The organism is Chryseobacterium sp. MMO-72, assembly GCF_037146035.1.
In the GTDB taxonomy this organism is placed as follows: domain Bacteria; phylum Bacteroidota; class Bacteroidia; order Flavobacteriales; family Weeksellaceae; genus Chryseobacterium; species Chryseobacterium indicum.
In genome coordinates this window covers 205,551-230,253 of sequence record NZ_JBBCWG010000002.1, presented here as the reverse complement: position 1 = coordinate 230,253, position 24,703 = coordinate 205,551, and the positions used below count along the sequence as shown (strand labels likewise).

At 36.8% G+C, this 24,703-nt stretch carries 22 protein-coding genes; 11 read left to right on the top strand and 11 right to left on the bottom strand.

Annotation, left to right across the window (positions count from 1 at the left end):
* Positions 1-26 precede the first annotated feature (26 nt).
* From rpsF to rplI, 3 genes are all read left to right on the top strand, one after another.
* The gene (rpsF, locus tag WFH39_RS03565) at positions 27-368 is read left to right on the top strand and encodes a 30S ribosomal protein S6 (RefSeq protein WP_066434819.1); all 342 of its coding nucleotides are present in this window, start codon (positions 27-29) and stop codon (positions 366-368) included.
* Between the two features lie 31 nt (positions 369-399).
* A complete protein-coding gene (gene rpsR / locus WFH39_RS03560) occupies positions 400-702 on the top strand; it encodes a 30S ribosomal protein S18 (protein ID WP_002979091.1) in 303 nt (100 codons plus the stop codon).
* Positions 703-834: 132 nt separating this feature from the next.
* Complete coding sequence (gene rplI, locus WFH39_RS03555; protein WP_214589900.1) at positions 835-1,344, top strand: 50S ribosomal protein L9; 510 nt, start codon at positions 835-837, stop codon at positions 1,342-1,344.
* Between the two features lie 447 nt (positions 1,345-1,791).
* On the opposite strand, the gene WFH39_RS03550 is transcribed toward rplI, so the two are convergent.
* A complete protein-coding gene (locus WFH39_RS03550) occupies positions 1,792-2,595 on the bottom strand; it encodes an AraC family transcriptional regulator (protein ID WP_336688840.1) in 804 nt (267 codons plus the stop codon).
* A 194-nt stretch (positions 2,596-2,789) separates the two neighbouring features.
* Here WFH39_RS03550 and WFH39_RS03545 point away from each other — a divergent pair, with 194 nt between their 5' ends.
* The 4 genes from WFH39_RS03545 (at position 2,790) to WFH39_RS03530 (ending at position 8,451) form a co-directional block, all read left to right on the top strand.
* Positions 2,790-4,070: a TolC family protein gene (locus WFH39_RS03545; protein ID WP_336688839.1), complete on the top strand. Its 1,281-nt coding sequence runs from the start codon at positions 2,790-2,792 to the stop codon at positions 4,068-4,070.
* Between the two features lie 4 nt (positions 4,071-4,074).
* Entirely contained in the window at positions 4,075-5,121 is a 1,047-nt protein-coding gene (locus WFH39_RS03540; protein WP_336688838.1) for an HlyD family secretion protein, read from the top strand.
* 178 nt (positions 5,122-5,299) lie between these two features.
* Positions 5,300-6,862, top strand: coding sequence for a hypothetical protein (locus tag WFH39_RS03535; protein WP_336688837.1), 1,563 nt, complete (start codon positions 5,300-5,302; stop codon positions 6,860-6,862).
* A 227-nt stretch (positions 6,863-7,089) separates the two neighbouring features.
* Positions 7,090-8,451, top strand: coding sequence for an aldehyde dehydrogenase (locus tag WFH39_RS03530; protein ID WP_336688836.1), 1,362 nt, complete (start codon positions 7,090-7,092; stop codon positions 8,449-8,451).
* 33 nt (positions 8,452-8,484) lie between these two features.
* On the opposite strand, the gene WFH39_RS03525 is transcribed toward WFH39_RS03530, so the two are convergent.
* Positions 8,485-9,063, bottom strand: coding sequence for a thioredoxin family protein (locus WFH39_RS03525; RefSeq protein WP_336688835.1), 579 nt, complete (start codon positions 9,061-9,063; stop codon positions 8,485-8,487).
* A gap of 79 nt (positions 9,064-9,142) precedes the next feature.
* Here WFH39_RS03525 and WFH39_RS03520 point away from each other — a divergent pair, with 79 nt between their 5' ends.
* The 3 genes from WFH39_RS03520 to WFH39_RS03510 are packed head-to-tail and all read left to right on the top strand — an operon-like array spanning position 9,143 to position 11,605.
* Complete coding sequence (locus WFH39_RS03520) at positions 9,143-10,027, top strand: lysophospholipid acyltransferase family protein (RefSeq protein ID WP_336688834.1); 885 nt, start codon at positions 9,143-9,145, stop codon at positions 10,025-10,027.
* 6 nt (positions 10,028-10,033) lie between these two features.
* Positions 10,034-11,020: a glycosyltransferase family 2 protein gene (locus WFH39_RS03515; RefSeq protein ID WP_336688833.1), complete on the top strand. Its 987-nt coding sequence runs from the start codon at positions 10,034-10,036 to the stop codon at positions 11,018-11,020.
* A 30-nt stretch (positions 11,021-11,050) separates the two neighbouring features.
* Positions 11,051-11,605, top strand: coding sequence for a 3'-5' exonuclease (locus tag WFH39_RS03510; RefSeq protein WP_336688832.1), 555 nt, complete (start codon positions 11,051-11,053; stop codon positions 11,603-11,605).
* A gap of 71 nt (positions 11,606-11,676) precedes the next feature.
* Here the strand turns inward: WFH39_RS03510 and apaG are convergent, their stop codons facing one another.
* The 9 genes from apaG to glgB form a co-directional block, all read right to left on the bottom strand.
* A complete protein-coding gene (gene apaG / locus WFH39_RS03505; protein WP_235130600.1) occupies positions 11,677-12,066 on the bottom strand; it encodes a Co2+/Mg2+ efflux protein ApaG in 390 nt (129 codons plus the stop codon).
* An 82-nt stretch (positions 12,067-12,148) separates the two neighbouring features.
* A complete protein-coding gene (gene odhB, locus WFH39_RS03500) occupies positions 12,149-13,417 on the bottom strand; it encodes a 2-oxoglutarate dehydrogenase complex dihydrolipoyllysine-residue succinyltransferase (RefSeq protein ID WP_336688831.1) in 1,269 nt (422 codons plus the stop codon).
* A 38-nt stretch (positions 13,418-13,455) separates the two neighbouring features.
* The gene (locus tag WFH39_RS03495; RefSeq protein WP_336688830.1) at positions 13,456-16,269 is read right to left on the bottom strand and encodes a 2-oxoglutarate dehydrogenase E1 component; all 2,814 of its coding nucleotides are present in this window, start codon (positions 16,267-16,269) and stop codon (positions 13,456-13,458) included.
* Positions 16,270-16,393: 124 nt separating this feature from the next.
* A complete protein-coding gene (locus tag WFH39_RS03490) occupies positions 16,394-17,434 on the bottom strand; it encodes an SRPBCC domain-containing protein (protein ID WP_336688829.1) in 1,041 nt (346 codons plus the stop codon).
* A 168-nt stretch (positions 17,435-17,602) separates the two neighbouring features.
* Positions 17,603-18,871 (bottom strand): glucose-1-phosphate adenylyltransferase, encoded by a 1,269-nt coding sequence (locus WFH39_RS03485; RefSeq protein WP_214589914.1) that lies wholly within the window; start codon positions 18,869-18,871, stop codon positions 17,603-17,605.
* A gap of 15 nt (positions 18,872-18,886) precedes the next feature.
* Complete coding sequence (locus tag WFH39_RS03480) at positions 18,887-19,420, bottom strand: FEKKY domain-containing protein (RefSeq protein ID WP_336688828.1); 534 nt, start codon at positions 19,418-19,420, stop codon at positions 18,887-18,889.
* A gap of 4 nt (positions 19,421-19,424) precedes the next feature.
* Positions 19,425-20,831 carry a glycogen synthase gene (locus WFH39_RS03475; protein ID WP_336688827.1) on the bottom strand — a complete coding sequence of 469 codons (1,407 nt, stop codon included), beginning with the start codon at positions 20,829-20,831 and terminating at the stop codon, positions 19,425-19,427.
* A 29-nt stretch (positions 20,832-20,860) separates the two neighbouring features.
* Positions 20,861-21,415 carry a hypothetical protein gene (locus WFH39_RS03470; RefSeq protein WP_336688826.1) on the bottom strand — a complete coding sequence of 185 codons (555 nt, stop codon included), beginning with the start codon at positions 21,413-21,415 and terminating at the stop codon, positions 20,861-20,863.
* Positions 21,412-23,364, bottom strand: a complete 1,953-nt coding sequence (gene glgB, locus WFH39_RS03465) for a 1,4-alpha-glucan branching protein GlgB (protein ID WP_336688825.1) — start codon at positions 23,362-23,364, stop codon at positions 21,412-21,414. The genes WFH39_RS03470 and glgB overlap by 4 nt, the downstream gene beginning before the upstream one ends.
* Positions 23,365-23,579: 215 nt before the next feature.
* Here glgB and WFH39_RS03460 point away from each other — a divergent pair, with 215 nt between their 5' ends.
* The gene (locus WFH39_RS03460) at positions 23,580-24,701 is read left to right on the top strand and encodes an alpha/beta hydrolase-fold protein (protein ID WP_336688824.1); all 1,122 of its coding nucleotides are present in this window, start codon (positions 23,580-23,582) and stop codon (positions 24,699-24,701) included.
* Positions 24,702-24,703 lie beyond the last annotated feature (2 nt).

Here is a 24,703-nt window from a genome sequence, read left to right as displayed (position 1 = left end):
AAATAATTAACAAATTTTTTAACATTATGAACAATTACGAAACTGTTTTCATTTTAACTCCCGTTCTATCTGAAGCTCAGGTGGAGGAAGCAGTGAACAAGTATGTAGATCTTATCAAAGAAAAGAACTGCGAAATCGTTGCTAAAGAAAACTGGGGATTAAAAAAATTAGCTTACCCGATCCAATTGAAAAAGAACGGATTCTACACTTTAATCGAGTTTAAAGGTGAAGGTTCTGTAGTTGCTGATTTAGAATTGGCATTCAAGCGTGACGAGAGAGTAATCCGTTACCTTACTACAAAACTAGACAAACACGCTGTTGACTACGCTGTAACTAGAAGAGCAAAAGTAAAAGCAGCTAAAGCTTAATTATTAACCCTATTTTTTAAAAAGACAAGACATGGCAATAGACGAAATGGCTAAACAAGCCTCAGCTGGAGGAGAATCTGAAGTAAAATTCCTTACTCCGCTTGATATCAATACAAAATCTGAAAAGAAATATTGTAGATTCAAAAAATACGGAATTAAGCACGTTGATTACAAAGATGCTGATTTCTTATTACAGTTCGTAAACGAGCAAGGTAAAATCTTACCAAGAAGATACACAGGAACTTCTTTAAAATACCAAAGAAAAGTTTCTGCTGCAATCAAAAGAGCAAGACACTTGGCGTTACTACCATACGTAGCTGACTTATTAAAATAAAAAAATTGCAATTAGCCATTAGCTTCTCGCTTTTGGCTTTTTGTTGCTGAATTAATTTATAAATTCTAACGATGTGAAGAGTAAACCGGAACATAAAATCCGGAGCTCCAAACTCTAAAACGGACAACAACAATGAACATTATCCTAAAAAAAGACGTAGAAAACTTAGGTCTTGAATTCGACACAGTAAGCGTAAAGCCTGGTTACGCAAGAAACTTCCTTATTCCTCAAGGGTACGCTTTATTAGCTACTCCTAAAAACATTGCAGCTTTAGAAGCTACTTTGGAGGCTAGAAAAGAAGAAGAAGCGAAATTGGTTGCTGCTGCAACTGCTGTAGTTGAGCAATTGAAGAAAACTTCTATCACAATCCCTGCAAAAGTAGGTACTGGTGATAAATTATTCGGTTCTATCAACAATGCGGATCTTGCTGAAGCTTTAGGAAAAGCAGGAGTATCTGTAGATAAAAAATACATCAAAATTCCTGGAAACACGATCAAGAGAACGGGTAAATTCTCAGCTCTTGTTAGACTTCACAGAAACGTTGAGTACAACTACGAATTCGATGTTGTATCTGATGCTCCGGTTGAAGCTCCGAAAGCAGCTCCTGCTAAAAAAGAAGAAGCATCTTCTGAAGAAGCTTAATCAAGACGAGATTTTCTCAACATATAAACCACTTCAACCGAAGTGGTTTTTTGCATCCTTGCGACAGACTGAAGCTCTGCGAACATTGTTCTGAAGCTACAAAACATTCTCATTAAAGTCATTTCGACGAAGGAGAAATCTACCCTCCAAGCAGAACATCTCTATATTTTTCAAGAGCTATTTCCCGCTTTCCATTACAATCTTTTTTTGCAAAAAAGGATTTTCATTACAATCGGGGCTAAAATTCCCGTCATTAATCAATACTAATACGTTTTCACACACTTACCTCTCCGAAAATAAAGAATAAAGCAGAAATTCAATTAGTGCTTTTCATGAAAAAAATTTGTGTCATTAGTGTTTATAAGGAACACAAAAACCCTCCCACTCTAAAACTCTCCAACTCTCCCACTCTCAAACCCTACAACTCTCAAAACCTTCAACCCAAAATCACTCCTCACCCTTCAGCTTCTGTAAATAATCCGTCGGAGCAACCCCGATCACCTTTTTAAAAATATTACTGAAAGAAGACAAACTGTTGTATCCCACCATCATCGCGATCTCATACATATTGTACTTCCCTTCCAGCATCAGTTCCAGAGAACGGGTAATTCTCAGCGCACGTAAAAAACGGACGTAATTCATGCCCAGAATTTCCTTAAACTTTCTGGAAAGCGTTCTTGTACTCATCCCGAATTCTTTTGCCGTAGATTCTATGCTTAAAGGCTTTTCCAGATTCGCATGAATGTACTGTGCCACCTTCAGAAGCATTTCGTCATTCGGAAAAGGATGTTGAACCGGAAATGCCAGTTTTTTATCCCTCTTTTCGGGTAAAATTCCTTTTAATGCTTTAAGAAAATCATATTTTACTCCGTCATTCTTTGTGATTTTCCCATCCCAGTCTTTGGTATACAAAATCATTTCCCGAAGAAGATGGCTCACCGAATAAATATTAATTTCATCAAAAAAGCCATTTTCATTCTCTTCTTTTTTAAAATAAAAATTATACAGATCTACTTTCTGACTGGTAGAAAAAATGTAATGCGGTGTTCCGGCAGGAATCCACATAAAACATCTTGCCGGTAAATACCAGTGTTTCAGATCGGTGAAAATATGCACGATTCCGCCTTCTGCATAAACCAACTGAGCCGAACTGTGATAATGAATCTCGGTTTTCACCTTTCCGGTAAGCACATGATAAACGTAAAATTCCGAATCAGCTTCTTCTACTGCTTTAAAATGACTTTCGTTCATTCAATAAAGGTAAAGAGAAAATTTCAATATGGCGTAAATGAGCAAATCTTTTTCTGTTTTCACAAATCATGTCCGAAGCTGCACCGCGTAAATTTGCAGAGTCAAAAACAATTCAGCAAAAAATCTTAACTATATTTATGAAAATGATATCATACGCAAACAGATATCAGTGGTTTGCGTTGTGCCTATTACTTATGAGTAATTTATTACAGGCACAGATAACCGATTATCAACATCTTAGTCTGCAAAAAGCAATAGAAATCGGATTAATTCAAAACAAAAAAATAAAAATTAGCCATTTAAAAGATGAAATGTCCAAAACCAGAGAAAAAGATCTGAAAATGGAAAAGCTTCCCGATGTAGAATTTCACACAAGCTACAATCAGGTCACCAATCTTTTTCAGCATGAAGACGGCATGTTTGCAAAAGCAACAAAGTACAACATCATCAATGGAATGTACGATTTTACGCTTTCGGCTTCCATTCCGGTTTATATGGGTGGAAAAATTAAAAATACCGAAAAAAAAGCTTCCATTAATACCGAAATTTCATCTCTTAAAACCCATCTGAATGAGAGACAGTTAAAGATGGAAATTATCACCGCCTTTCTCCAGATTCATCATTTAAAAGAACAGCAGCATTTAATTAATGATAAAATGAAAGAAGATTCCGTAAACATCAAACAGGTAAAAGCTCTGAAAGCAAACGGTGTGGTTACGGTAAACGAAGTTCTCAGAACCTCTTTACAGCTCTCTAACCATAAAATGAGCCGGACAGAACTGGATAATGATATTCAGATTGCAGAACACAAGCTGAAAACGATGCTTTCCCTTCCGGAAAATCAGGAAATGCATGTGGAAACAGAAGACTTAATTTCTGAGAATGCAGAAATCCCTTACATCAATGAATTAACGGAAACCGCTTTACATAAAAACGAATCGGTAGAAATTGCCAATAAAAATCTCACTCTGAAAGAACTGGATCAGAAAATTGCCAAAGCGAATTATTTACCGAAAATTACCGCAGGCGGAGAGTACTTTTTAAAATATCCCAACATGATGTTTTTTCCGCCCGAACCTTATGCGTACCGTTTGGGAATGATCGGTATCAATCTTACCTATCCCATCGAAAATCTTTATAAAAATAAGTACAAAATACAGGAAGCAAAAGAAAATATAACTCTTGCCCGATTGCAGATCGAAGAAAACGAAGAAAATATCCGGCATGAAGTATATGAAGCTTTCAAAAAATTCGAAGAAACGGAACAGAAGGTAATCATAGCAGAAGAAGCGATCAACCAGGCAAAAGAAAATTACAGGATCGTAAAGACCAAATATGCGAATAAGCTAAGTTTAATCACCGAATTAATTGATGCCGACAATGCATATCTGGAAGCACAGTCCAACCTTATTTCCGTAAAAATTAACCGACAACTTAAATATTATCAACTCCAGTACACGATTGGAAATTTATAAAACTATGGCGAAGAAACAATTAACACAAAAGGAAAAAAGAATCAATAAGATGATCAGCGTTTTGGCGTGGATTCTTATCATCAGCGGAATTGGAGGAATGCTGAGTTTCTACCTTTTTTCGAGAAAAAATGTAACAACCAACGATGCGCAGATCGAACAGTACATTACGCCGGTTTCCAGCAAAGTTTCAGGTTTTATAAAGACAATAAAATTCAATGAAAACCAGTTTGTGCATAAAGGCGACACTTTAGTTATCATCGACAACCGCGAATTTATCAATCAGGTAAAAATAGCGGAAGCCGGTCTCCATGCCAATTCAGATAATATCAACACCATCGAAAGCGGAGTGAATACGAAAGAAAGTGACACTAAAATTATTGATGCAAAAATTGCTTCCGCCAAAATCGACATCTGGAAAACCGAACAGGATTTTAAGCGGTATAAAAATTTAGTGGATGAAGATGCAGCAACCGATCAGCAGTTTGAAAATGCAAAAGCGTTGTACGAACAGGCAAAAGCGAGTCTTTTGGCTTTAGAACAGCAAAAAAATGCCGTGAAAGCAGGCGTTAGTGAGCAAAAAACGAAAATCGCTCCGGTAAAAAGCCAGGTACAGCAAAGTTCTGCCAATCTTAACAATGCCAAACTTTTTCTTTCCTATACTTTTGTTACTGCACCTTACGACGGTTGGGTAGGAAAGAAAACCATTCAGGAAGGACAGCTCATCAAAGAAGGTCAGGCTTTGGTTCAGATCGTAAGCAAAGAAAAATGGATCATTGCCAATTATAAAGAAACGCAGTTGGGACAAATCGATCAGAAAAAAGAAGTCATTATCACCGCAGATGCCTATCCTGATGTTGAATTTAAAGGAAAAATCGTGTCGGTTTCTCCCGCTTCTGGTTCTCAGTTTTCTTTGGTAAAACCGGACAATGCAACAGGAAATTTTGTAAAGATTGAACAGCGATTTCCTGTAAAAATCATTCTCAATAAAAATCAAAACAATGAAAAATTGCTTTCCGGAATGAATGTTCTGGTGAGTGCGAGGAAGATTTAGAGTTTGAATGTTTGAGAGTGAGAGGGTTTGAGTTTTTTTAGTGTTTTCATTTTTCTCGGATTTTTAATTAACCAATCAATTATTTTTAGCGAAAAGGCAGAATACAATTTTGCCATCTTATCTTTTTTTACAATTTTCTGTCTTTTCGCAATTTTTTATTTTTTTTATTCAATTAATCATGCATCACAATTCAGTTTATCATCGATGGGTTCCGCAGTGGCTGAAACTTCCGCTTCTTATTCTAGCGCTTTTTCCGCATCTGATGCTGCTGTCGCTTCTGCATTCCAACAGTGCATTTACCGCGTCTTTTATGGATGCAGATTCGGATGACATTCAGTATTTAATGATCCTGATGTACGGAACATTTGTGGTCACGCTTTTGGTGATACAGCGTTTTATGGCATATTTCAGCGTAAAATATTATACTTTGCTGATGTCTTCCGCTTCGGTTCTCATTCTTTACGGACTTTCCGTTACGCATGATTATCATATTATTCTTATCATCCGTTTTCTGGAAGGAATTTTCGGAGTTCTGGAAGGAGCCATATTTCTTCCGCTTATTGTGGCTGAATTAAAGACAAAACACGCCAAAGAAATTGCCTATCTCTTTATGTACACCATTATTCTTACAGGCGGAACATTAACCACTTCCCTGCTGAAATCAAGCATAGAAAACTATGATTTCCGGCACATGATTCTCATGATGGTTTATTTTCACGTTTTTGTATTGGTGATGGCTTTTGCTATTTTCAATAAAAACAGATTTTTCCCGAAAAAACCTTTGTATCAGCTTGATATTATAAGCTGGTTTTTGCTTTGGGGATGTCTTCAGGCAGGAGGTTACGCGCTGATCTACGGAAAAAGACTGATGTGGTTTGAATCTGATACTATTGTATTCTGTTTTTTACTGTTCCTGATTTTTGGAGGATTATTCATGCTGAAACAGAGAAATCAGCCGCGCCCGTTTTTTCATTTTGAAGTTTTCAGCTCAAAAAATGTAATTGTAGGGGTGATTCTTTTCTTTATCTTTTATATTCTCAGAGCTTCTATCAACAATGTATACAGTGTGATGGCTGTTGTCTGGAAATGGCAGTGGGATTATATTGTGGAAGTACAATACTGGAACGTTGCAGGAAGTCTGTTGGGCGTTTTTCTGTCCGCATTGTGCATCACGAAAGGGGCATCTTCAAGGCTTGTATTTTTTACCGGATTTTTAATTTTAGCCATAGACAGCGCATGGTTTACCTACACTTTTTATCCGGATACAACGCTTCAGACGATTTGTCCTCCTCTTTTTCTTCAGGGAGTCGGACAAGGCTTACTTTTTACTCCGCTTGTATTCTTCTTAATTGCAGGAATGCCGGAACAGTATGTTTCCAATGCGACCGCAGTAGGAACTGCCACAAGATTCTGGACAACGGCAATCGGTTATGCTTTAATGCAGAATCTGATGCTATTTTTAACGTTAAAACATTCCGATTCTTTAAGTTCAGGATTTGTAAGTACAAACCCGATTTTCGCGTCACAATGGAACCAGATTTTTGGAAATAGCATTTCGAAACTTCCGGTTAATGACTCTTTGTCTGTCACTGCAGGAATCTTTAAGTCAAAAATCAATTCTCAGGCGATTCTGCTTTCCAATATGGAGATTTTTACAGGATTGTTCTGGCTGGCTTTAATTACCGCAGTGATTATTTTACTGTATCATCCGGTGAAAATTGCCGTGAGAAATATTATGTAATGGATTGCCAAACAAAAGTCGAAAAAAAATCATGCAGCAATGATCAGAATATTGAAAATTATCAAAACAATAAAAATCTCATTTTTTTCTAAAGCTACCATAAGCTTTTCCATTAAACCAACCAACCTTAAAGAAAATTTCTGCTGATATTTTGTGATTTTTGCGGTTAATAAAATTTAAACCGTATTTAGGCAAAAAATTTGCTATAATTCAGAAAATTTTGTTTTATGGAAATTCAGGAAATTGTAGCGAAGCAGAAAGACTTTTTCAAAACACAGCAGACGAAAAACATCAAGTTTCGAAAGATGTATCTTGAAAAACTCAAAGATCTGATTATTAAAAACGAAAATCTCCTGTACGAAGCTATTCACAAAGATTTTGGAAAATCTGCATTTGATACATTTACTACAGAGATTTCCTTTATTCTGAATGATATTAATTTTTATCTGAAGAATCTAAAATCGCTTTCCAAACCTAAAAAAGTGAGTACCAATCTTGTTAACCAGATCGGGACAAGCAGAATTTTATCCGAACCCTTAGGAAATATACTGGTAATCGGAGCGTGGAATTATCCTTATCAGCTATCCATTTCTCCTGTTGTCGCCGCTTTGGCAGCCGGAAACTGCTGTATTCTGAAACCCAGCGAAATTGCTGAAAACACCATGAAAATCATGGCAGAAATCATCAATAAAAATTTTCCTCCGGAATATTTGTATGTTTATGAAGGCGGCGTTGATGAAACAACGGTACTTTTAAAACAAAAATTTGATAAAATATTTTTTACCGGAAGTACGAAAGTCGGGAAAATTGTTTATCAGGCTGCTGCAGAAAATTTAACGCCTGTAACGCTTGAACTGGGAGGAAAATCGCCTGCCATTATTACCAAAGATGCCGATTTTGAAGTTGCAGCTAAAAGAATTGTCTGGGGAAAATTCCTTAATGCCGGACAGACCTGCGTTGCTCCTGATTATCTTTTAGTTGAAGAATCTGTTCAGGAACAGTTTCTGGAACTGCTGAGAAAGTACATCAAAGAATTCAATTATCTGCCTGATTCCGATCACTATACCAGAATTATCAACGAAAGGAATTTTGACAGGCTAATTAAAATGATTAATAAAGATAAAATTTATTTCGGCGGAAGTTGGGACAGAGAAAAATTATATATTGAACCCACCGTTCTTACCGATGTTAATTGGAATGATGCAGTAATGCAGGAAGAGATTTTCGGACCGATTCTGCCTGTTATTTCTTTTACCAATTATAATATTGTTCTGAATGAAATTTTAGAGCATGAAAAACCTTTGGCAGCCTATCTTTTCACAAATAATTCTGAAGAAAAGGACAATTTTAAAAATAAACTGTCTTTCGGAGGAGGATGCATCAATGATGTTATTATGCATCTGGGAAATGATAATCTTCCGTTTGGCGGCGTAGGAAATTCAGGGATCGGAAATTATCACGGGAAATTCGGGTTTGATACGTTCTCGCATCAGAAATCTATTCTGGAAAAAGCAACGTGGGGAGAACCTAATATGAAATATCCGCCGTATTCTGATAAAAAATTAAGCTGGATTAAAAAATTCATGTAAAATAAAAACCGGGAAAAAATTCCCGGTTTTTGGCTATGATCTTGGAGACCAGACATTGAAAAATTCTTTCACTTTTTCAAGGCTGTATCCTTTTCCTTCCTCTAAAACATCGCTTTGCTGAACGTGGATCATTTTACCATTCTGATCCAGAACGATGAAAACCGGATATCCGAATTTGGTTCCGGGATCACCGTACTTCGCAAAGATTTTTTCATTTTTGTTTTCCGGAGAATAATTCAGGTGATAATATATATAATTGTCGTCCACTAATTTCTTCAGTTCCGGCGTAGTCTGTACATACTGATTGAATCTTAAACACCAGATGCACCAGTTTCCTCCTGCCTGAATCATGATGTTTTTCTTTTCCTTTTTAGCTTTTGCAATCAGATTCTGTATATCTTTTTCTGCATCTGCTTTCGGATCATAAGGTTTTGGAAGCTTCGCCTTTTCTTCTGCTGCCTTTTTCTTGGCATCCAGTTCGGCCTGATCTGTTTTTACCAATAACGATTTTTCTTCCGAACCACTTTTAACTTCCTGTCTTACGGTATTGGTATTCTGGGAGAAAGCAATGGAACTTAAACCCAGAAATGCGATTAATGATAATTTTTTCATACGTTAAAAATAAAAAAATAATACTATTTGTAAGCAAAAATAGAACCATAATTTTATTATACGTAAATTTGCATGTTTTATGAATTTCCTTATCAAAATATTATATCTGATTTCCAAACTTCCCCTGAAAGTTTTATATGTATTTTCAGACATCATGTTCTTTCTGAATCATTATATTGTAGGATACAGAAAAAATGTAATTACTCAAAACCTGAGGAAGTCTTTTCCTCATAAAACAGATGAAGACATTGCAGAAATCCGGAAGAAGTTTTATCTGAATTTTTCAGATTATCTTGTAGAAACAGTAAAATCTTTCAGTATTTCCGAAACAGAATCGCGGGTAAGAATGCAGCACATCAATCAGGAAGTTTTTCATGAAGCAAAAGCGGAAGGTAAAAATGTTATTATGCTTGCAGGGCACGTCTTCAACTGGGAATGGATCAATGCTTTAGCAAGAGTAATTCCTCAAAAGCACTGTCATCCGGTTTACAGAAAAGTGAACAGCGATTTCTGGGAAAACCAGATGAAAAAAGTCCGCAACAAATTCGGAAATGAAGCTTTGGAAGCCAATGAAGTGATTCTGAATATCTTCCGTTCAAAAAATGACGGCGATTCAGCGTATATGTTTGTGGCAGATCAGACTCCCCACTTTTCCCATGTAAATTACGGTCTGGAATTTTTAAACCAGAGAACTCCGGTTTTTATCGGGTATGATAAACTGGCAACAAGAATGGATCTGGCGTTCATTTACTGTGAAATGAAGAAGGTAAAACGCGGTTATTATCAGGTTAATTATCACAGAATTTATCCGGACGGAGAAAAATTTGTGGAAAATGAAGTGGTGAAAAAATTCCATAAATTATTGGAAAACACTTTGAATAAAAGACCCGATAATTATTTATGGTCCCACAGAAAATGGAAATATCAGGATTCCATCAAAAATTTTGATTCAGAAAAAATTTAATTTCTCATGTCGAAAAAATTAGCAGTCGCCATTTTAAACTGGAACGGAAAAAGTTGGCTGGAAAAATTTCTTCCGAATGTTATTCAGTTTTCTCAAAATGCTGATATTTATGTAATTGACAATCTTTCTACCGATGATTCTGTCGATTTTCTTCAACAGAATTTTCCTTCGGTAAAGATTATTAAAAACAATAAAAATTACGGTTTTGCAGGAGGTTATAATGAGGGTTTAAAAGAAATTAAAAATGAATTGTACTGCCTTCTGAATTCCGATGTGCAGGTTACCGAAAACTGGATCGATCCTGTTACGGAACTTTTTGAAAAAGATTCTTCCATTGCAGCAGTTCAGCCCAAAATTCTTTCCTACAACAATAAAAACTACTTCGAATTTGCAGGTGCAGGAGGCGGTTTGATTGATAATCTTGGCTATCCATACTGCAGAGGAAGAATTTTTGATGATCAGGAAGAAGATAAAGGGCAATATGATGATGAAACGGAAATTTTCTGGGCTTCCGGATGCTGTTTATTTATCCGAAGCAAGGATTTTTGGGATCAAAAGGGTTTTGATGAACGTTTTTTTGCGCATCAGGAAGAAATTGATCTTTGCTGGAGACTGATTAATTCCGAAAAGAAAATTTTTTATACCGGAAAATCTAAGGTATATCACGTTGGCGGAGGAACTTTGAACAAGCAGAGTGCACAGAAAACTTTTTTAAATATCCGGAATAACTTTTCGATGTTGCTGAAGAATCTGCCTTTTCCCAGACTGATCTGGCTGATTTTTTTCAGATTGTGTCTTGACGGAGCTGCCTCATTTTATTTTGCTTATAAGAACGGGATTTCTCATTTCTGGGCAGTTTTGAAAGGGCATTTCGGATTTTATGCGCAGATTCCCGGCACTTTAAAACGCCGCCAGAAACACCAGAAAACAGATTATTATCAAACCAAATGGCTCGTTTTTAAACATTTTTTAGGGGATAAAAAGAAAATCTAATCCCTTAACTCAAAACAATAAACTTTACTTATGGATTTTTGTGCAATAGATTTTGAAACAGCAACTCACGAGCGAAACTCCGCCTGTGAACTGGGAATCTGTGTTGTACAGGATTCAAAAATCATTGAGACCAAAACATGGCTCATCAAACCACCAAGTTTTCCTTATTTCAGCCCGTTTAATGTGGATGTTCATGGCATTCTTCCGGATGATGTGAAAAATGCACCAACTTTCGATGAAATCTGGTATGAAGTGGAAGAAATGATGTACGGAACGTTAATGATTGCCCATAACGCAGGATTTGACGCAGGTGTGCTTCGCGGATGCCTGAATCATTACGGAATGTTCACGCCGAAACTCAATTATCTCTGCAGTATCCAGTTAGCCAAAAAATCATGGAATTATCTTCCGAGATATGGATTAAAACATCTTGCTGAATACCATCAGATTAGTTTCAACCATCACAGAGCCGGTGATGATGCAGAGGTTTGTGCTAAAATATCTTTACTGGCTTTTGAAAAACTGTTTCTCACAAGCAATGAAGAAGTGAATGATCTGATGAAATTAAAAATAAAAAAACTTTAATTTTTTCTCTCCATCAAACTGGTGAACAAATACATTCCAAAATACAGAATTAATTTCCAGATTCCGGAATTTTAATTGCTTAAAACTTCTGATAAGAGATTGAATTTAGGGATATCAATTTCAAAAGTCTCCTGCGTTTCCATGTTTTTTACAAGGTATTTTCCACTCATATTTCCTACTCCGGAACGAAGCATTACATTGGAGAAATAAGCGAAATTTTCGCCTGTAGGAATTTCAGGAGTCAGACCGATTACGCCATCCCCTATTATCTCTGTATATCCGAAGCCTACGTCGAAAATCAGCCATTTTCTTTTAAGGATTTTTACAGGAAAACTGCCTTCGTTTTCGATAACGATATTGTATTTGAAAACGTGTCTGTTTTCAGACGGATAACTGTTTTTGCTATCATATTCAGGTATTACTGAAACTTTGATATTGGAGGTCATTTTAGAAAACATCATCTTAAGTATTTACGGTAAGAGATACAAAAATCTCGCCCTTTTTGAGGCGAGATTTATTTTATACTATAATTTTTATCAATAATTATAATCCAAGACCTTTTCTTTCGTCTCCGTTCATTAAGATACCAACCGGATTGTCAATTGCTTCTTTTACCGCAACTAAGAATCCTACAGATTCTTTTCCGTCGATAATTCTGTGGTCATAAGACATCGCAACGTACATCATCGGACGAATTACCACCTGTCCATCAACCGCAACCGGTCTCTGGATAATGTTGTGCATTCCTAAGATTGCAGATTGAGGAGGATTGATGATTGGTGTAGACATCATGGATCCGAAAGTTCCACCGTTGGTAATAGTGAACGTTCCGCCTGTCATTTCGTCAACCGTGATTTTTCCGTCTCTTACTTTAGTCGCTAAATCTTTAATGTTCGCTTCAACGCTTGCAAAAGACATATTTTCAGCATTTCTCAATACAGGAACCATTAATCCTTTCGGACCTGAAACTGCAATTGAAATATCGCAGAAATCGTAGTTTACTTTAAAATCTCCGTCGATGGATGCGTTTACATCCGGATACATCTGTAAAGCTCTTGTTACCGCTTTTGTAAAGAAAGACATGAAACCAAGTCCTACTCCGTGTCTCTGAGCAAATTCTTCTTTATATAATTTTCTTAATCTGAAGATTTCAGACATGTCAACTTCATTGAAAGTTGTTAACATTGCCGTTTCATTCTTCACAGAAACTAATCTCTGAGCAATTTTTCTTCTAAGAACTGAAAGTTTAGTCGTTGTTGTAGATCTGGAACCTGTAGCGGTAACAGGATTTCCTCCCAATGCAGGAACTGCAGCCAGTTCAGCGTCTGATTTGGTGATTCTTCCGTCTCTTCCGCTTCCTGAAACCTGTGAAGCATCCATTCCTTTTTCGTCAAGAATTTTCTTAGCAGCAGGAGAAGGAGCACCCGTTGCATACGTCTGCGTTGCAGCCGCTACAGGCTGAGCAGCAGGTTGTGGAGCCGGAGCTTCCTGTTTAGCAGGTTCAGCAGCTTTCGAAGCTTCTTCCTGTTTTGGAGCTTCAGCAGCAGGAGCAGCGCTTCCTGAAGGTTTTGCAGCATCCATATCGATTAAACAAACCACCTGTCCTACTTGTACAACGTCACCTTCTTCAGCTTTCAGAGTGATTACACCACTTTGTTCAGCAGGCAATTCAAGAGTTGCTTTATCTGAATCTACTTCAGCGATGGGTTGATCTTTTTCTACATAATCTCCATCTTTTACAAGCCAGGTTGCAATTTCAACTTCTGTAATTGATTCGCCCGGTGAAGGAACTTTCATTTCTAAAACTGACATATCGTATTTTTTATTTTTTTATTGATTATTATTTTTAATTAAGCGGTTACAGGTCTTTTTACCGGAGCATCGTTTCTGTCGAATACTCTGTTGATTACTGCATTCTGGTTTTTCTCAAACATTTTGTGACTTCCAGGAGCCGGAGCGCCACTAGGAACCGGAGCAATAACGTTGATTCCTGTTTCTCTGAAGTTTCTCAGGATATAAGACCAGGCTCCCATATTTTCTGGTTCTTCCTGAGCCCAAACCAATTCTTTTCTGTTTGAATATTTTTCGAAGATTGCTTCGATAGCATCTGTCTGAAGCGGATATAACTGCTCGAATCTTACCAGTGCAATATTTTCAGCGTTTAATTCTTCTTTTTTAGCCAATAGTTCGAAGTATAATTTACCCGAACAAAGCACTAATTTTTCAACTTTTGCAGGATCTGCAGTAGGATCGTCCAAAATTGGCTGGAATCCTTTGTTTGAGAAATCTTCAAGTGGAGAAACCACTCTTGGATGTCTTAACAATGATTTAGGACTCATTACCACCAATGGCTTTCTGAATGACCATTTCAACTGTCTTCTTAACAGGTGGAAATAGTTAGCAGGAGAAGTGATGTTTGCAACCACCATGTTTTCGTTTGCACAAAGGGTTAAAAATCTTTCCAGTCTTGCTGAAGAGTGTTCTGCTCCCTGTCCTTCGGAACCGTGAGGCAACAGCATCACCAAACCATCCTGAATTTTCCATTTTTCTTCTGCGGCAGCTAAATACTGGTCTACGATAATCTGCGCACCGTTCACGAAATCCCCGAACTGAGCTTCCCAAATCGTCAATGTATTAGGAGAAGCCATCGCATATCCGTAATCAAAACCAAGAACTCCGTACTCGGAAAGGTGAGAGTTGAATACATCAAATCTGCTTTCAGAAACCTGTCTTAAAGGGATATATTCTTCTTCAGTATCTTCTGTTTTTACCACTGCGTGTCTGTGAGAGAATGTTCCTCTTTCTACATCTTCTCCGGAAATTCTTACATTGTGACCTTCTACTAAAAGCGTAGCATAAGCTAGCCATTCTCCAAGAGCCCAGTCTAAAGAGTTTCCTTCAATCGCTTTTAATCTGTTTTCGAAAAGTCTTGTAATTTTATTTAAGAACTTTTTGTCTGCCGGAAGTGTAGACATTTTAACAGCCAGTTCTTTCAGCTTTTCAAGATCATATTTTGTGTCAACAGGTTCCTGAACTGCTCCTCTTTTCCCAATAGGATAATTCGTCCAGTCATCTGCCATAAAAACGTCCATCACGTTCTTTTCAATTTCTTTGGAAGCATCAAAGTCTTTATCTAAAAGTGCTTTGAATTCTGTTTCCATTTTAGCGATCACATCGTTGGATGTTACGTTGTCTTTCAGTAATTTATCTTTATAAATTTCTCTCGGATTCGGGTGCTTGGAAATTGTTTTATATAAATTAGGCTGTGTAAATCTTGGCTCATCCCCTTCGTTATGACCATATTTTCTGTATCCTAACAAATCGATATATACATCTTTTCCAAACTTCGCTCTGAAATCAGCCGCAAAATGGATCGCATGAACCACCGCTTCTGCATCATCTGCATTCACGTGCATTACAGGAGATTCTGTAACTTTAGCAACGTCTGTACAATAGGTAGAAGATCTCGCATCCATATAATTTGTTGTAAACGAAACCTGGTTGTTCACCACGATATGAACCGTACCTCCTGTTTTGTAACCATCTAAAGTCATCATCTGTGCAACTTCATAAGCAATACCTTGCCCCGCAATCGCTCCGTCACCATGAATAATGATCGGTAAAACTTTAGAATAATCTTTGTATTTATCGTCCACTTTTGCACGGCAGATTCCTTCTACAAGGGCTGCAACCGTTTCAAGGTGAGATGGGTTTGGCGTTAAATTAATGGAAACTTCTTCTCCTGAAGCTGTTTTGATTTTTTTAGATGAACCTAAGTGGTATTTTACGTCTCCTGAGAATACGTCTTCTTCAAATTCTTTTCCTTCAAATTCTGAGAAGATTTGCTTATAAGATTTACCAAAAATATTGGTTAAAACATTTAATCTTCCTCTGTGCGCCATTCCTAAAACCACTTCATCTACGCCCAACTGAGAAGATCTTGAGATCAACTGATCCAAAGCAGGAATTAAAGTTTCACCACCTTCCAATGAGAATCTTTTCTGCCCTACAAATTTGGTGTGAAGATAATTTTCAAACGCTACCGCCTGATTTAATTTTAATAAAATCTCCGTTTTTTCGTTAGCTGAAAGATTCGGGTGGTTTTCATTTACCTGAAGCCACTGTTTGATGAAATCTTTTTCTTCAACATTGTTGATGTGCATATATTCCACACCGATAGAATCACAGTAGATATTCTCTAAATGTGTGATGAGATCCTGTAAAGTTGCAGGACCTTTCATTCCTGTTTCAACCGCACAGTTGAATTTTGTATTTAAATCTGACTTATCCAGACCGAAGTTTTCGATATCTAAAGTCGGCGTATAATGTCTTCTTTCTCTTACAGGGTTTGTTTTGGTAAACAAATGTCCTCTCGTCCTGTACGCCTCAATAAGGTTTACTACCTTGAATTCTTTTTTGATGTGTTCCGGAACTTCTCCGTTTGATGCTGCCTGAGCTGCCTGCTGAACAACAGGTGCTGAAACTGCGGGAGCCTGAACATATTGAACGTTATCATCGTCTCCGTAGTTCTCCAAAGCAAAATCGAAACCCTGAAAGAAGGCTTTCCATGATGGTTCTAAAGAATCGGGATATTTTAAGTACTGTTGGTATAAATCCTCAATTAACTGAGAATGAGCTGCGTTTAGGAATGAAAATCTGTCCATTATTACAGTTTATCTGTTATTAAAATTTGTTTGTAGAATTAAGCTTCAAATTTAATAAAAAAAACCGATTCTGAACAGCCTTTAAACTATTAAAAAAACTATAAAAGAAATAAATCTACAGAATTTACTTAAATACTGATAATGAGAGCTTCATATTGACATCCTGATCTTCCGTCGGGCGTTCTATAAAAGTCTGACGAATATCATTAAAACGCATCTCGTCTTTCTTGGCTTTCTGGATTAATTGTTGTATAGCCTTTACTCTTCCGGCATAATTCCCTTTGTAGTAGATCACATAATTCTGGGTTGGACTAATCGTTCTGAAACTGAAGTTATTATCCGTAACCCCAAACTTTTTAGACAGAGGAATTCCCAGAAAATAGGACACTTCTTTGTCTTTATAATTGTCCGCATCTGTAATCAGCATCGGGAAACCGAATTCATCTTCTTTTTTGCCCAGATCCATTGTGGTGTAATTATAAATCTTGTTATAATTCATCACAATATTTTTGTAAAGGGCATCTTTTTTATTGGAAGTACTTACGTTGATTCCGAGCAATAATTTTTCCTCTTCATTTTCTACCATCAGACTGTCGTATTTTATCGAAGCCATCTGATTGTCTTTTTCCACTTTATTGCCTAAAACATTTTTAAGATTCACCATACTTTTGTTAATGTTTTCTGCGAAACGGTCTTCGGTCCAGAAATTTTCAACCCTTCTTAAAACAGAAAGTTTAGGCGTATGAACTATCCATGTAATTTTGGTTTTTTCAGCGGATAATGCTTTAAATTTAACGTCGACGACAGTCGGGCTTTCATTTTTTTCTTCAAAAAGCTGATACCTTAGAGATTTATTCGGATTTTCGTAACGGATAAACATTTCGCCATCCGTATCGTTTTTAGGATCTACATAACTAATAGAACTTCCCTGCCCTTCATACGGCGTATAATAATCGATATCAATAGACTGAGAACTTGTAAAAAAGTTATTCCATCGCGTAAAATGCTGAAGATTATTGAACTGTGAAAAGACTTTTTCCAAAGGATAATCGATCTCCTTTTCTATTTTGAAATCTTTGCTTTCGTCCACAAAATAATACATGGAAGCTGCATAAGCTCCAATCAGCAAGACAATTACTACCGCTATGATCTTAAAAAAACGCATTGTACAAAAGTATAGAAAATAACAAGAGTGACCAATATGCTGATCACTCTGTTTTTAATTATTTTTTAGCTGGAAGATACGAAGTATGGAGGATGGAAGTTTACTATCTGACTGTTTTATTTTTTAAAATTTAATTGAATCAGACCTACCCCAACACTTCTCTACTTTCTACCCTATGTGAGTTCCCGGTTTAATAACGGCTCCTTTTTTCACCACAATAATTCCGTCCTGTACAGAATGCGTTCCGTAATCTCCGTCTTTAAGGTGTTTTCCGCCGATGATTCTTACGTTATCCCCGATGTAGCAGTTTTTATCCAGAATTGCTTTTTCGATGTAACAATATTTCCCGATTCCCATATTAGGCTGTCCGTTTCTGTCGTTCATTACGATTTCTGTGGTATCCTGATAAAAATCGGCTCCCATTACGTAAGCATTAACAATAGTACTTCCTTTGTCTATTCTCGTTCTGTTTCCGATAACGGAGTTTTCAATTTTGTCTGCCATTATAATGCATCCGTCGCCGAAAACAGCTTTGCTTACGTAAGAACCGTTTACTTTTGACGGCGGAAGCATTCTTGCGCGTGTGAAAATCGGCGAAGAAGAAAATAAGTTGAACTGCGGGAAGTCCTGACAAAGATCCAGATTGGCTTCATAGAAAGATTCGATGGTTCCGATGTCCGTCCAATAACCTTCGTACTGATAACTTAAAGTGGTATATTTTCCGATTGAATTCGGGATAATATCTTTTCCGAAATCATCTCCGGCTCCTTCATCAAACATCTTTTTCAGAATGCTTTTCGTGAAGATATAAATTCCCATGGAAGCCAGATATTCTTTTCCGGCATGTTTGTTTTCTTCAGAAACCTCAGATTTTAAGCCGTCTAAAAGATCATGAGTAGGTTTTTCGACAAAAGAAGTAATATTTCCTTCATCATCAGAACTCAGAATTCCGAAACCTGTTGCGTCTTTTGCATTCACCGGAATGGTCGCAATGGTTACATCGCCGCCTTTTTCAATGTGAAAATTCAGCATCTCCCTGAAATCCATCTGGTACAACTGATCTCCTGAAAGAATCAGGATATAATCATAATCGTACTTTTCAAGGTGCTTCATCGACTGGCGCACCGCATCTGCGGTTCCCTGATACCAACTGTCGTTTTCAACATTCTGTTCCGCAGCCAAAATATCTACGAAACCTTTGCTGAAAATATCAAAATGATACGAATTTTTGATATGGGAATTTAATGAAGCTGAATTGAACTGCGTTAAAACCAGAATTTTATTTAATCCTGAATTTAAACAGTTGGAAATAGGAATATCCACCAATCTGTACTTTCCCGCGATGGGTACAGCCGGTTTGGATCTTGAATACGTAAGTGGGAACAATCTGGTTCCTCTACCTCCTCCTAAAACAATGGAAATTACATTGCGATTCATAGTTTATCTTGCGTTTTATTTTATTAGGTTTACTGTTCTGTTTTTTGTATCAACATTTACCGTGAAACATTCTTTATTTTCAGATTTTAATTTTTGATTATAAATTACAACTTTATATAAGTCGTCTTTTAATTCTTTCACATCTTTATCAAGATCATCAATCTCTATAGGATATTTTCTGAGTTCAGCTCTGAATAATTTATTGGTGATTAAAATATCCATGACATCAACTTTTTTCATCATGAAGTCTTCGATATCCTTTTCATATCTTTTTTCCCAATTTTCACCGTATCTTCTCGTTATTTCGGCATAAGTCTTCTTATTTAAAGAATCCGCCTTTTTCTCAATATCCGAAGAAACCCTACAACCACCAACATCTGCATATTTTATCTTCCACTTTTCAGAAATCCCTTCTGTTGCTTCTTCTCTCCTCATATCTATTAATCCAGAACCATAAATCCAATAATAACCTCCGACATAAGTACCTTCTTGTTTCTTTTTACAGGAAATAATTAAGATTAAAAGCAATATAGAATACAGTTTCTTCAAAATTTTAATTCTTATATAAAGCTATGTATTTTTCGGCTGATTTTTCCCATGCAAAGTCAAAATTCATATTGGCACGGATTAAATTTTCCATTTCGCTTTTTTTATTATAAACCAATAAGGCTCTGTTCATTGCATGGATAATATCGTCCACTCCCGGAAACGTAAAATTAATTCCTGCTCCTCCGGTAGAAATATCTTCCACCGTATCTCTTAATCCTCCTGTATAGCGCACAATCGGAACGGTTCCGTATCTCATGGAATACATCTGGTTAAGACCACATGGTTCCACTCTCGACGGCATGAGCAAAAAGTCCGCCGAAGCATATATTTTATGGGAAAGATGTTCCTTATATCCAAGATCCAAAGCAAAATTGGAATAAATATAATCGTATTCTTTCAGTTTATTTTCAATGTAAGCGTTTCCTGAACCTAAAATCATGATATTTAAAGCGCCATAACTCTGCTTAATGCTTTTCCAGACTACGTCGGGAAGAAAATCTGCTCCTTTTTCGGTAGCAAATCTTCCAATAAATGCGAAAAGAGGAAGCTCCGGTTTCAGACCATATTCTTTACATAGTCTTTCTTTGTTCTTTTTCTTCTGGGCAATGGCATTTTTAACATTAAAATTAAAATCCAGCATCGGATCAGTTTCCGGATTCCAGACTTCCGTATCAATTCCGTTAATGATTCCGTAGGCTTTCCCGAATTCATCACGAACAAGGCTTTCCAGACCTCTGAAGCTTACAAAAAGTTCTTCCAGATAACCCTGCGAAACCGTTGTAAAAGCATTAGAACATTTAATCATACTTGCCAAAGGATTGATGACTCCGTTCCAGTCCAAAAGTCCCCATTTATACTGATCGAAAGCCGGCATATAATTCGCCATTTCCCAGCTCATCATTCCCTGATATTCACCATTATGAATGGTTCCTATGGTTTTTACCCCTTTTAAAAAGGAAAATTCAGGACAATGCTGAATCATAAAAGGAACAAGACCTGTGTGATAATCATGACAATGCAAAATATCCGGTCGAATTCCCATCGCACTCAGCCAATGAAGCGTGCCGTGCTGAAAAGCCAAAAACTGAAAACTCTCATCTGAATATCCGTAAGGATTATCGCGATCCAAAAGTCCCGGAATTCTTACCATAAAAAGTTCAAAGCCCAAAGCGTTGGTTTTTTCTTTTAAAACCTGCACCTGAAGCATATTTGATCCCTGATGAATGAAGCCATCAAAAACTATGTCAAACTCATGATCATGCACGAAAGATTTGTTGTACCAAGGCATAACCACCTTCGCATCAATATCTTTAATTTTGTTCTGGTATTTTGGTAAAGCTCCCACTACATCTGCCAAGCCTCCTACTTTTGCTACCGGATAACACTCCGTACTTAGATGATAAATGATCATTTTTTTCTCTCTCGTTTATTATTTATATTTTAATTAAAATCTTCAATATTCGGGATTTTATAAATCTCAAATACAAAAAAAGATCTGCTTTCTATGAATTCTTCTTTAATGATAATATTCACTTCGTCTGATCGAAAACCCATAACGCCATATTTATCAATATTATTTCTGTCAAATTGAGAAGAAGGATCAAAATCAAAACGCTTTCTTTTGAATTCCGTGAAACTCTCCTCTTCTGTATTGTCATCCATTATTTCCCATTCTGTCTCTTCAACCTGCTGTCTGCTGATAAACTTAAACTCAAAATCCTTCATCGTTCTGAGAACATCTATGATTTCCATAGTTTTATTTTTATCTCCGACAAAATCGATCTGACAAATCTTATTTCTCAAAAAAACTATTTTATATTTTTCAATTTTAAAATTAAAAAAATATAAATCCTGATTAAGCTTCACCTTACTAACAGGAGCATTAATTCCGGCTTTCGAAAACGACTCCAGAGTTTCACTGTCGAAATCTGTCCTTGTAATTATATCCTTGAGACTTTCATAGTCTTTTCCTAAAATTTCCAATAACTGAATCATTGCTTTTTATGTTGTTTGATTCTGTTATGCTTATTATACTTTTTATCTTTTCTTTTTAAAATAATTCCTGAAAGCGGAGGTAGACTTACATTGATCGATTTCTGGTGATTCATATATTCTTCATACTGTTCACTGAAAATTTCAGGTTTATAACCACTTCCCGAATACCGTTCATCATCAGAATTAAAAATAATTTCCCAGTGACTTCCCGCATTCACGCCTATTTTATAATCCAGAACTTCCGGTTTCAGGTTGAGAATCACCATAAAAACATCATCTTTTTTCTTTCCTTTTCTCAAATAGACATACACGGAATTCTCCAGATCATCTGCTTCCACCCACTCAAAACCTTCCCTACTGAACTGATTTTCAAAGAAAGCCGTTTCATATCTGTAAAGATGGTTAAGATCTTTTACCAATGTCTGCAAACCTTTATGAACAGGATATTCCAGCAAATGCCAATCCAGACTCTGCTTAAAATTCCATTCGCTGGTCTGCCCGAATTCATCGCCCATAAAAAGCAGTTTTGCTCCGGGATGCGTAAACATATACACATACAGTGCGCGAAGATTGGCAAATTTCTGCCATTCATCGCCTTTCATTTTATAAATGAGACTTGCTTTTCCGTGTACCACCTCGTCATGTGACAAAGGCATCATATAATTTTCATTATACATGTACATGGAAGCGAAGGTAAGTTTATGATGATGAAACTTTCTGTTTTCGTGTTCTTCTTTAAAATAATCCAGCGTATCGTGCATCCATCCCATCATCCATTTCATTCCAAATCCTACTCCGCCGTCATGAACAGGCTTTGTAAGCATAGGGAAATCCGAGCTTTCTTCCGCAATGGTGATAATATTGTCTCCAAACTCTTTATAAACAGCGGTATTAAAATCCTGCAAAAATGCTTTCGCTTCGAGATTTACATTTCCTCCGTAAATATTCGTTTCCCATTCTCCTTCATTTCGGGAATAATCGAGGTGAAGCATGGAAGTTACTGCATCTACACGCAGTCCGTCTGCATGATACCGTTCCAGCCAGAACATCGCGTTAGAAATCAGAAAAGATTTCACTTCATTTCTTCCGTAGTTGAAAATGTATGATTTCCAGTCGGGATGAAAGCCTTTTCTGGGATCTTCATGCTCGTAAAGATAAGAACCGTCAAATCTGTGCAAACCATTTGCATCACCCGGAAAATGCGAAGGAACCCAGTCTAAAATCACGCCGATTCCGTTCTGGTGAAGCTCATCAATTAAAGACATCAAATCCTGCGGAGAACCGAAACGTGAAGTCGCTGCATAAAATCCTGTAATCTGATATCCCCAACTCGGATCGTAAGGATATTCCATCACCGGCATAAATTCTACGTGGGTAAAGCCCATTTCTTTAATATAAGGAAGGAGTTTTTTCCCGATATCGCGGTAATTCAGAAACTTTTTCGGATCATTTCCTTCTCTTACCCAGGATCCCAGATGCAGTTCATACACCGACAACGGAGCATTTAACGTATTTTTTTTCCAGCGGTTTTCCAGCCAGTCTTTGTCTTTCCATTCGTACCAAGTGGTGGAAACCAATGAGGCAGCCTGAATATTCTGTTCCCAGCTTAGAGCATAAGGATCACTTTTTTCTAAAATTTCTCCGCGCGGCGTTTCTATGGCATATTTATACAAAGTTCCCCACGTTAAACCTGCAATGAAGCCTTCCCAGATTCCGGATTCGTCCCATCTCGGAAACAGAATGTGGTCTTTATGGTTCCAGTTGTTGAAATTTCCGATTACCGAAACTTTCTTAGCGTTGGGAGCCCAGACTGAAAAATAAACTCCTTTTACTCCATCTTTTTCAGCGGAATGTGCGCCGAATTTATCATAAAGCTTATAATGCTTACCTTCTTTGAAAAGATAAACATCATGATCCGTAAAAAGAGTGTATGTTTTAACCGAATTCATCACGGTTTTGATTTAATTTTTATATTTTTCTTGAAACTACAAAAAATATCTGCAATAATCATTAATAAATTTTGAATAAATTATTATGTTAAACTCTTTGCAGTACTTGTTTCTATCAAATATACCGCTTTTTTATTCAGTCTTTATCGTTTTAAAATGATTTGTCTTAAAAAGATTTTTTATAAATTTATGCTTTAATTTTACTAAAAACACGGATGAAGTTTGAACTTTACACAGCAGAAAGTGATGAACGAACGGTTTACATCACAGGAAATTTTAACAATTGGAATCCGAAAGACTACAACTTTCAACTGATTCAAAAAGACTCTCAAAATTATTTTATCGAAATCGACGATCAGCTTTTGCCGGATGTTATTGAATACAAATTTACTAAGGGCGGCTGGGAAAATGTAGAACTTGACAAATACGGAAGTATCACCCCAAACAAAAAAGCTTTAAAATCCTCAGGAAAAACATCAGATACCGTTGAAAAATGGAGATTCAACTGGGGACCTTTCAAGGATGAATATTTTCCGATTGCAGAAATTATTTCGGAGGAATTCTACATTCCGCAGTTAGACCGCTACAGAAAAATCTGGGCACTTCTACCCTACGATTATTATGTTTCCGACAAAAAATATCCTGTTCTGTATCTTCAGGATGCACAGAATTTATTTAATGAAGGAAGCGGTTACGGAAACTGGGAAATCGATAAGAAACTTTCCATTCTCTCAGAATACGGTCGCGGAGATGTCATCATCATTGCAGTAGAACACGGAAGCGAAGAAAGAATTAAAGAATATATTTTTGATAACGACAATGTCGCGAACGGATCGGAAGGTAAAAAATACATCCGCTTCATTACAGATACTTTGAAACCTTATGTCGACCAGACTTACCGTACAAAAAAAGACCGCGACAATACAGGAATCGGAGGAAGCTCTCTCGGCGCGCTGATCAGCATTTACAGCGGTTTTCTTTATCCTGAAGTCTACTCCAAACTGTTGATATTTTCCCCTTCACTTTGGGTAGAACCGAACAACAATTTCCCGATGATGAATTTCAGGGTTCCTTTTAAAACGAAAATCTATCTTTACGGAGGCGGTCAGGAAGGTTCAAAAATGGTAAAAAGAATCCATATTTTCGAAGAATATTTAAAACGCTGGGAAAAGAAAAACCTATTCGATTTTGAATTCAGAACAAGCATCAATCCGGAAGGTACGCACAGCGAATTTTACTGGTCGCAGGAATTCCCGAGAGCGATTGAATGGCTTTATTATAACAACACAGAAAATCCGGTGGAAGTAAAACCACATCAGGAAAGCATTAAAAATTAAAT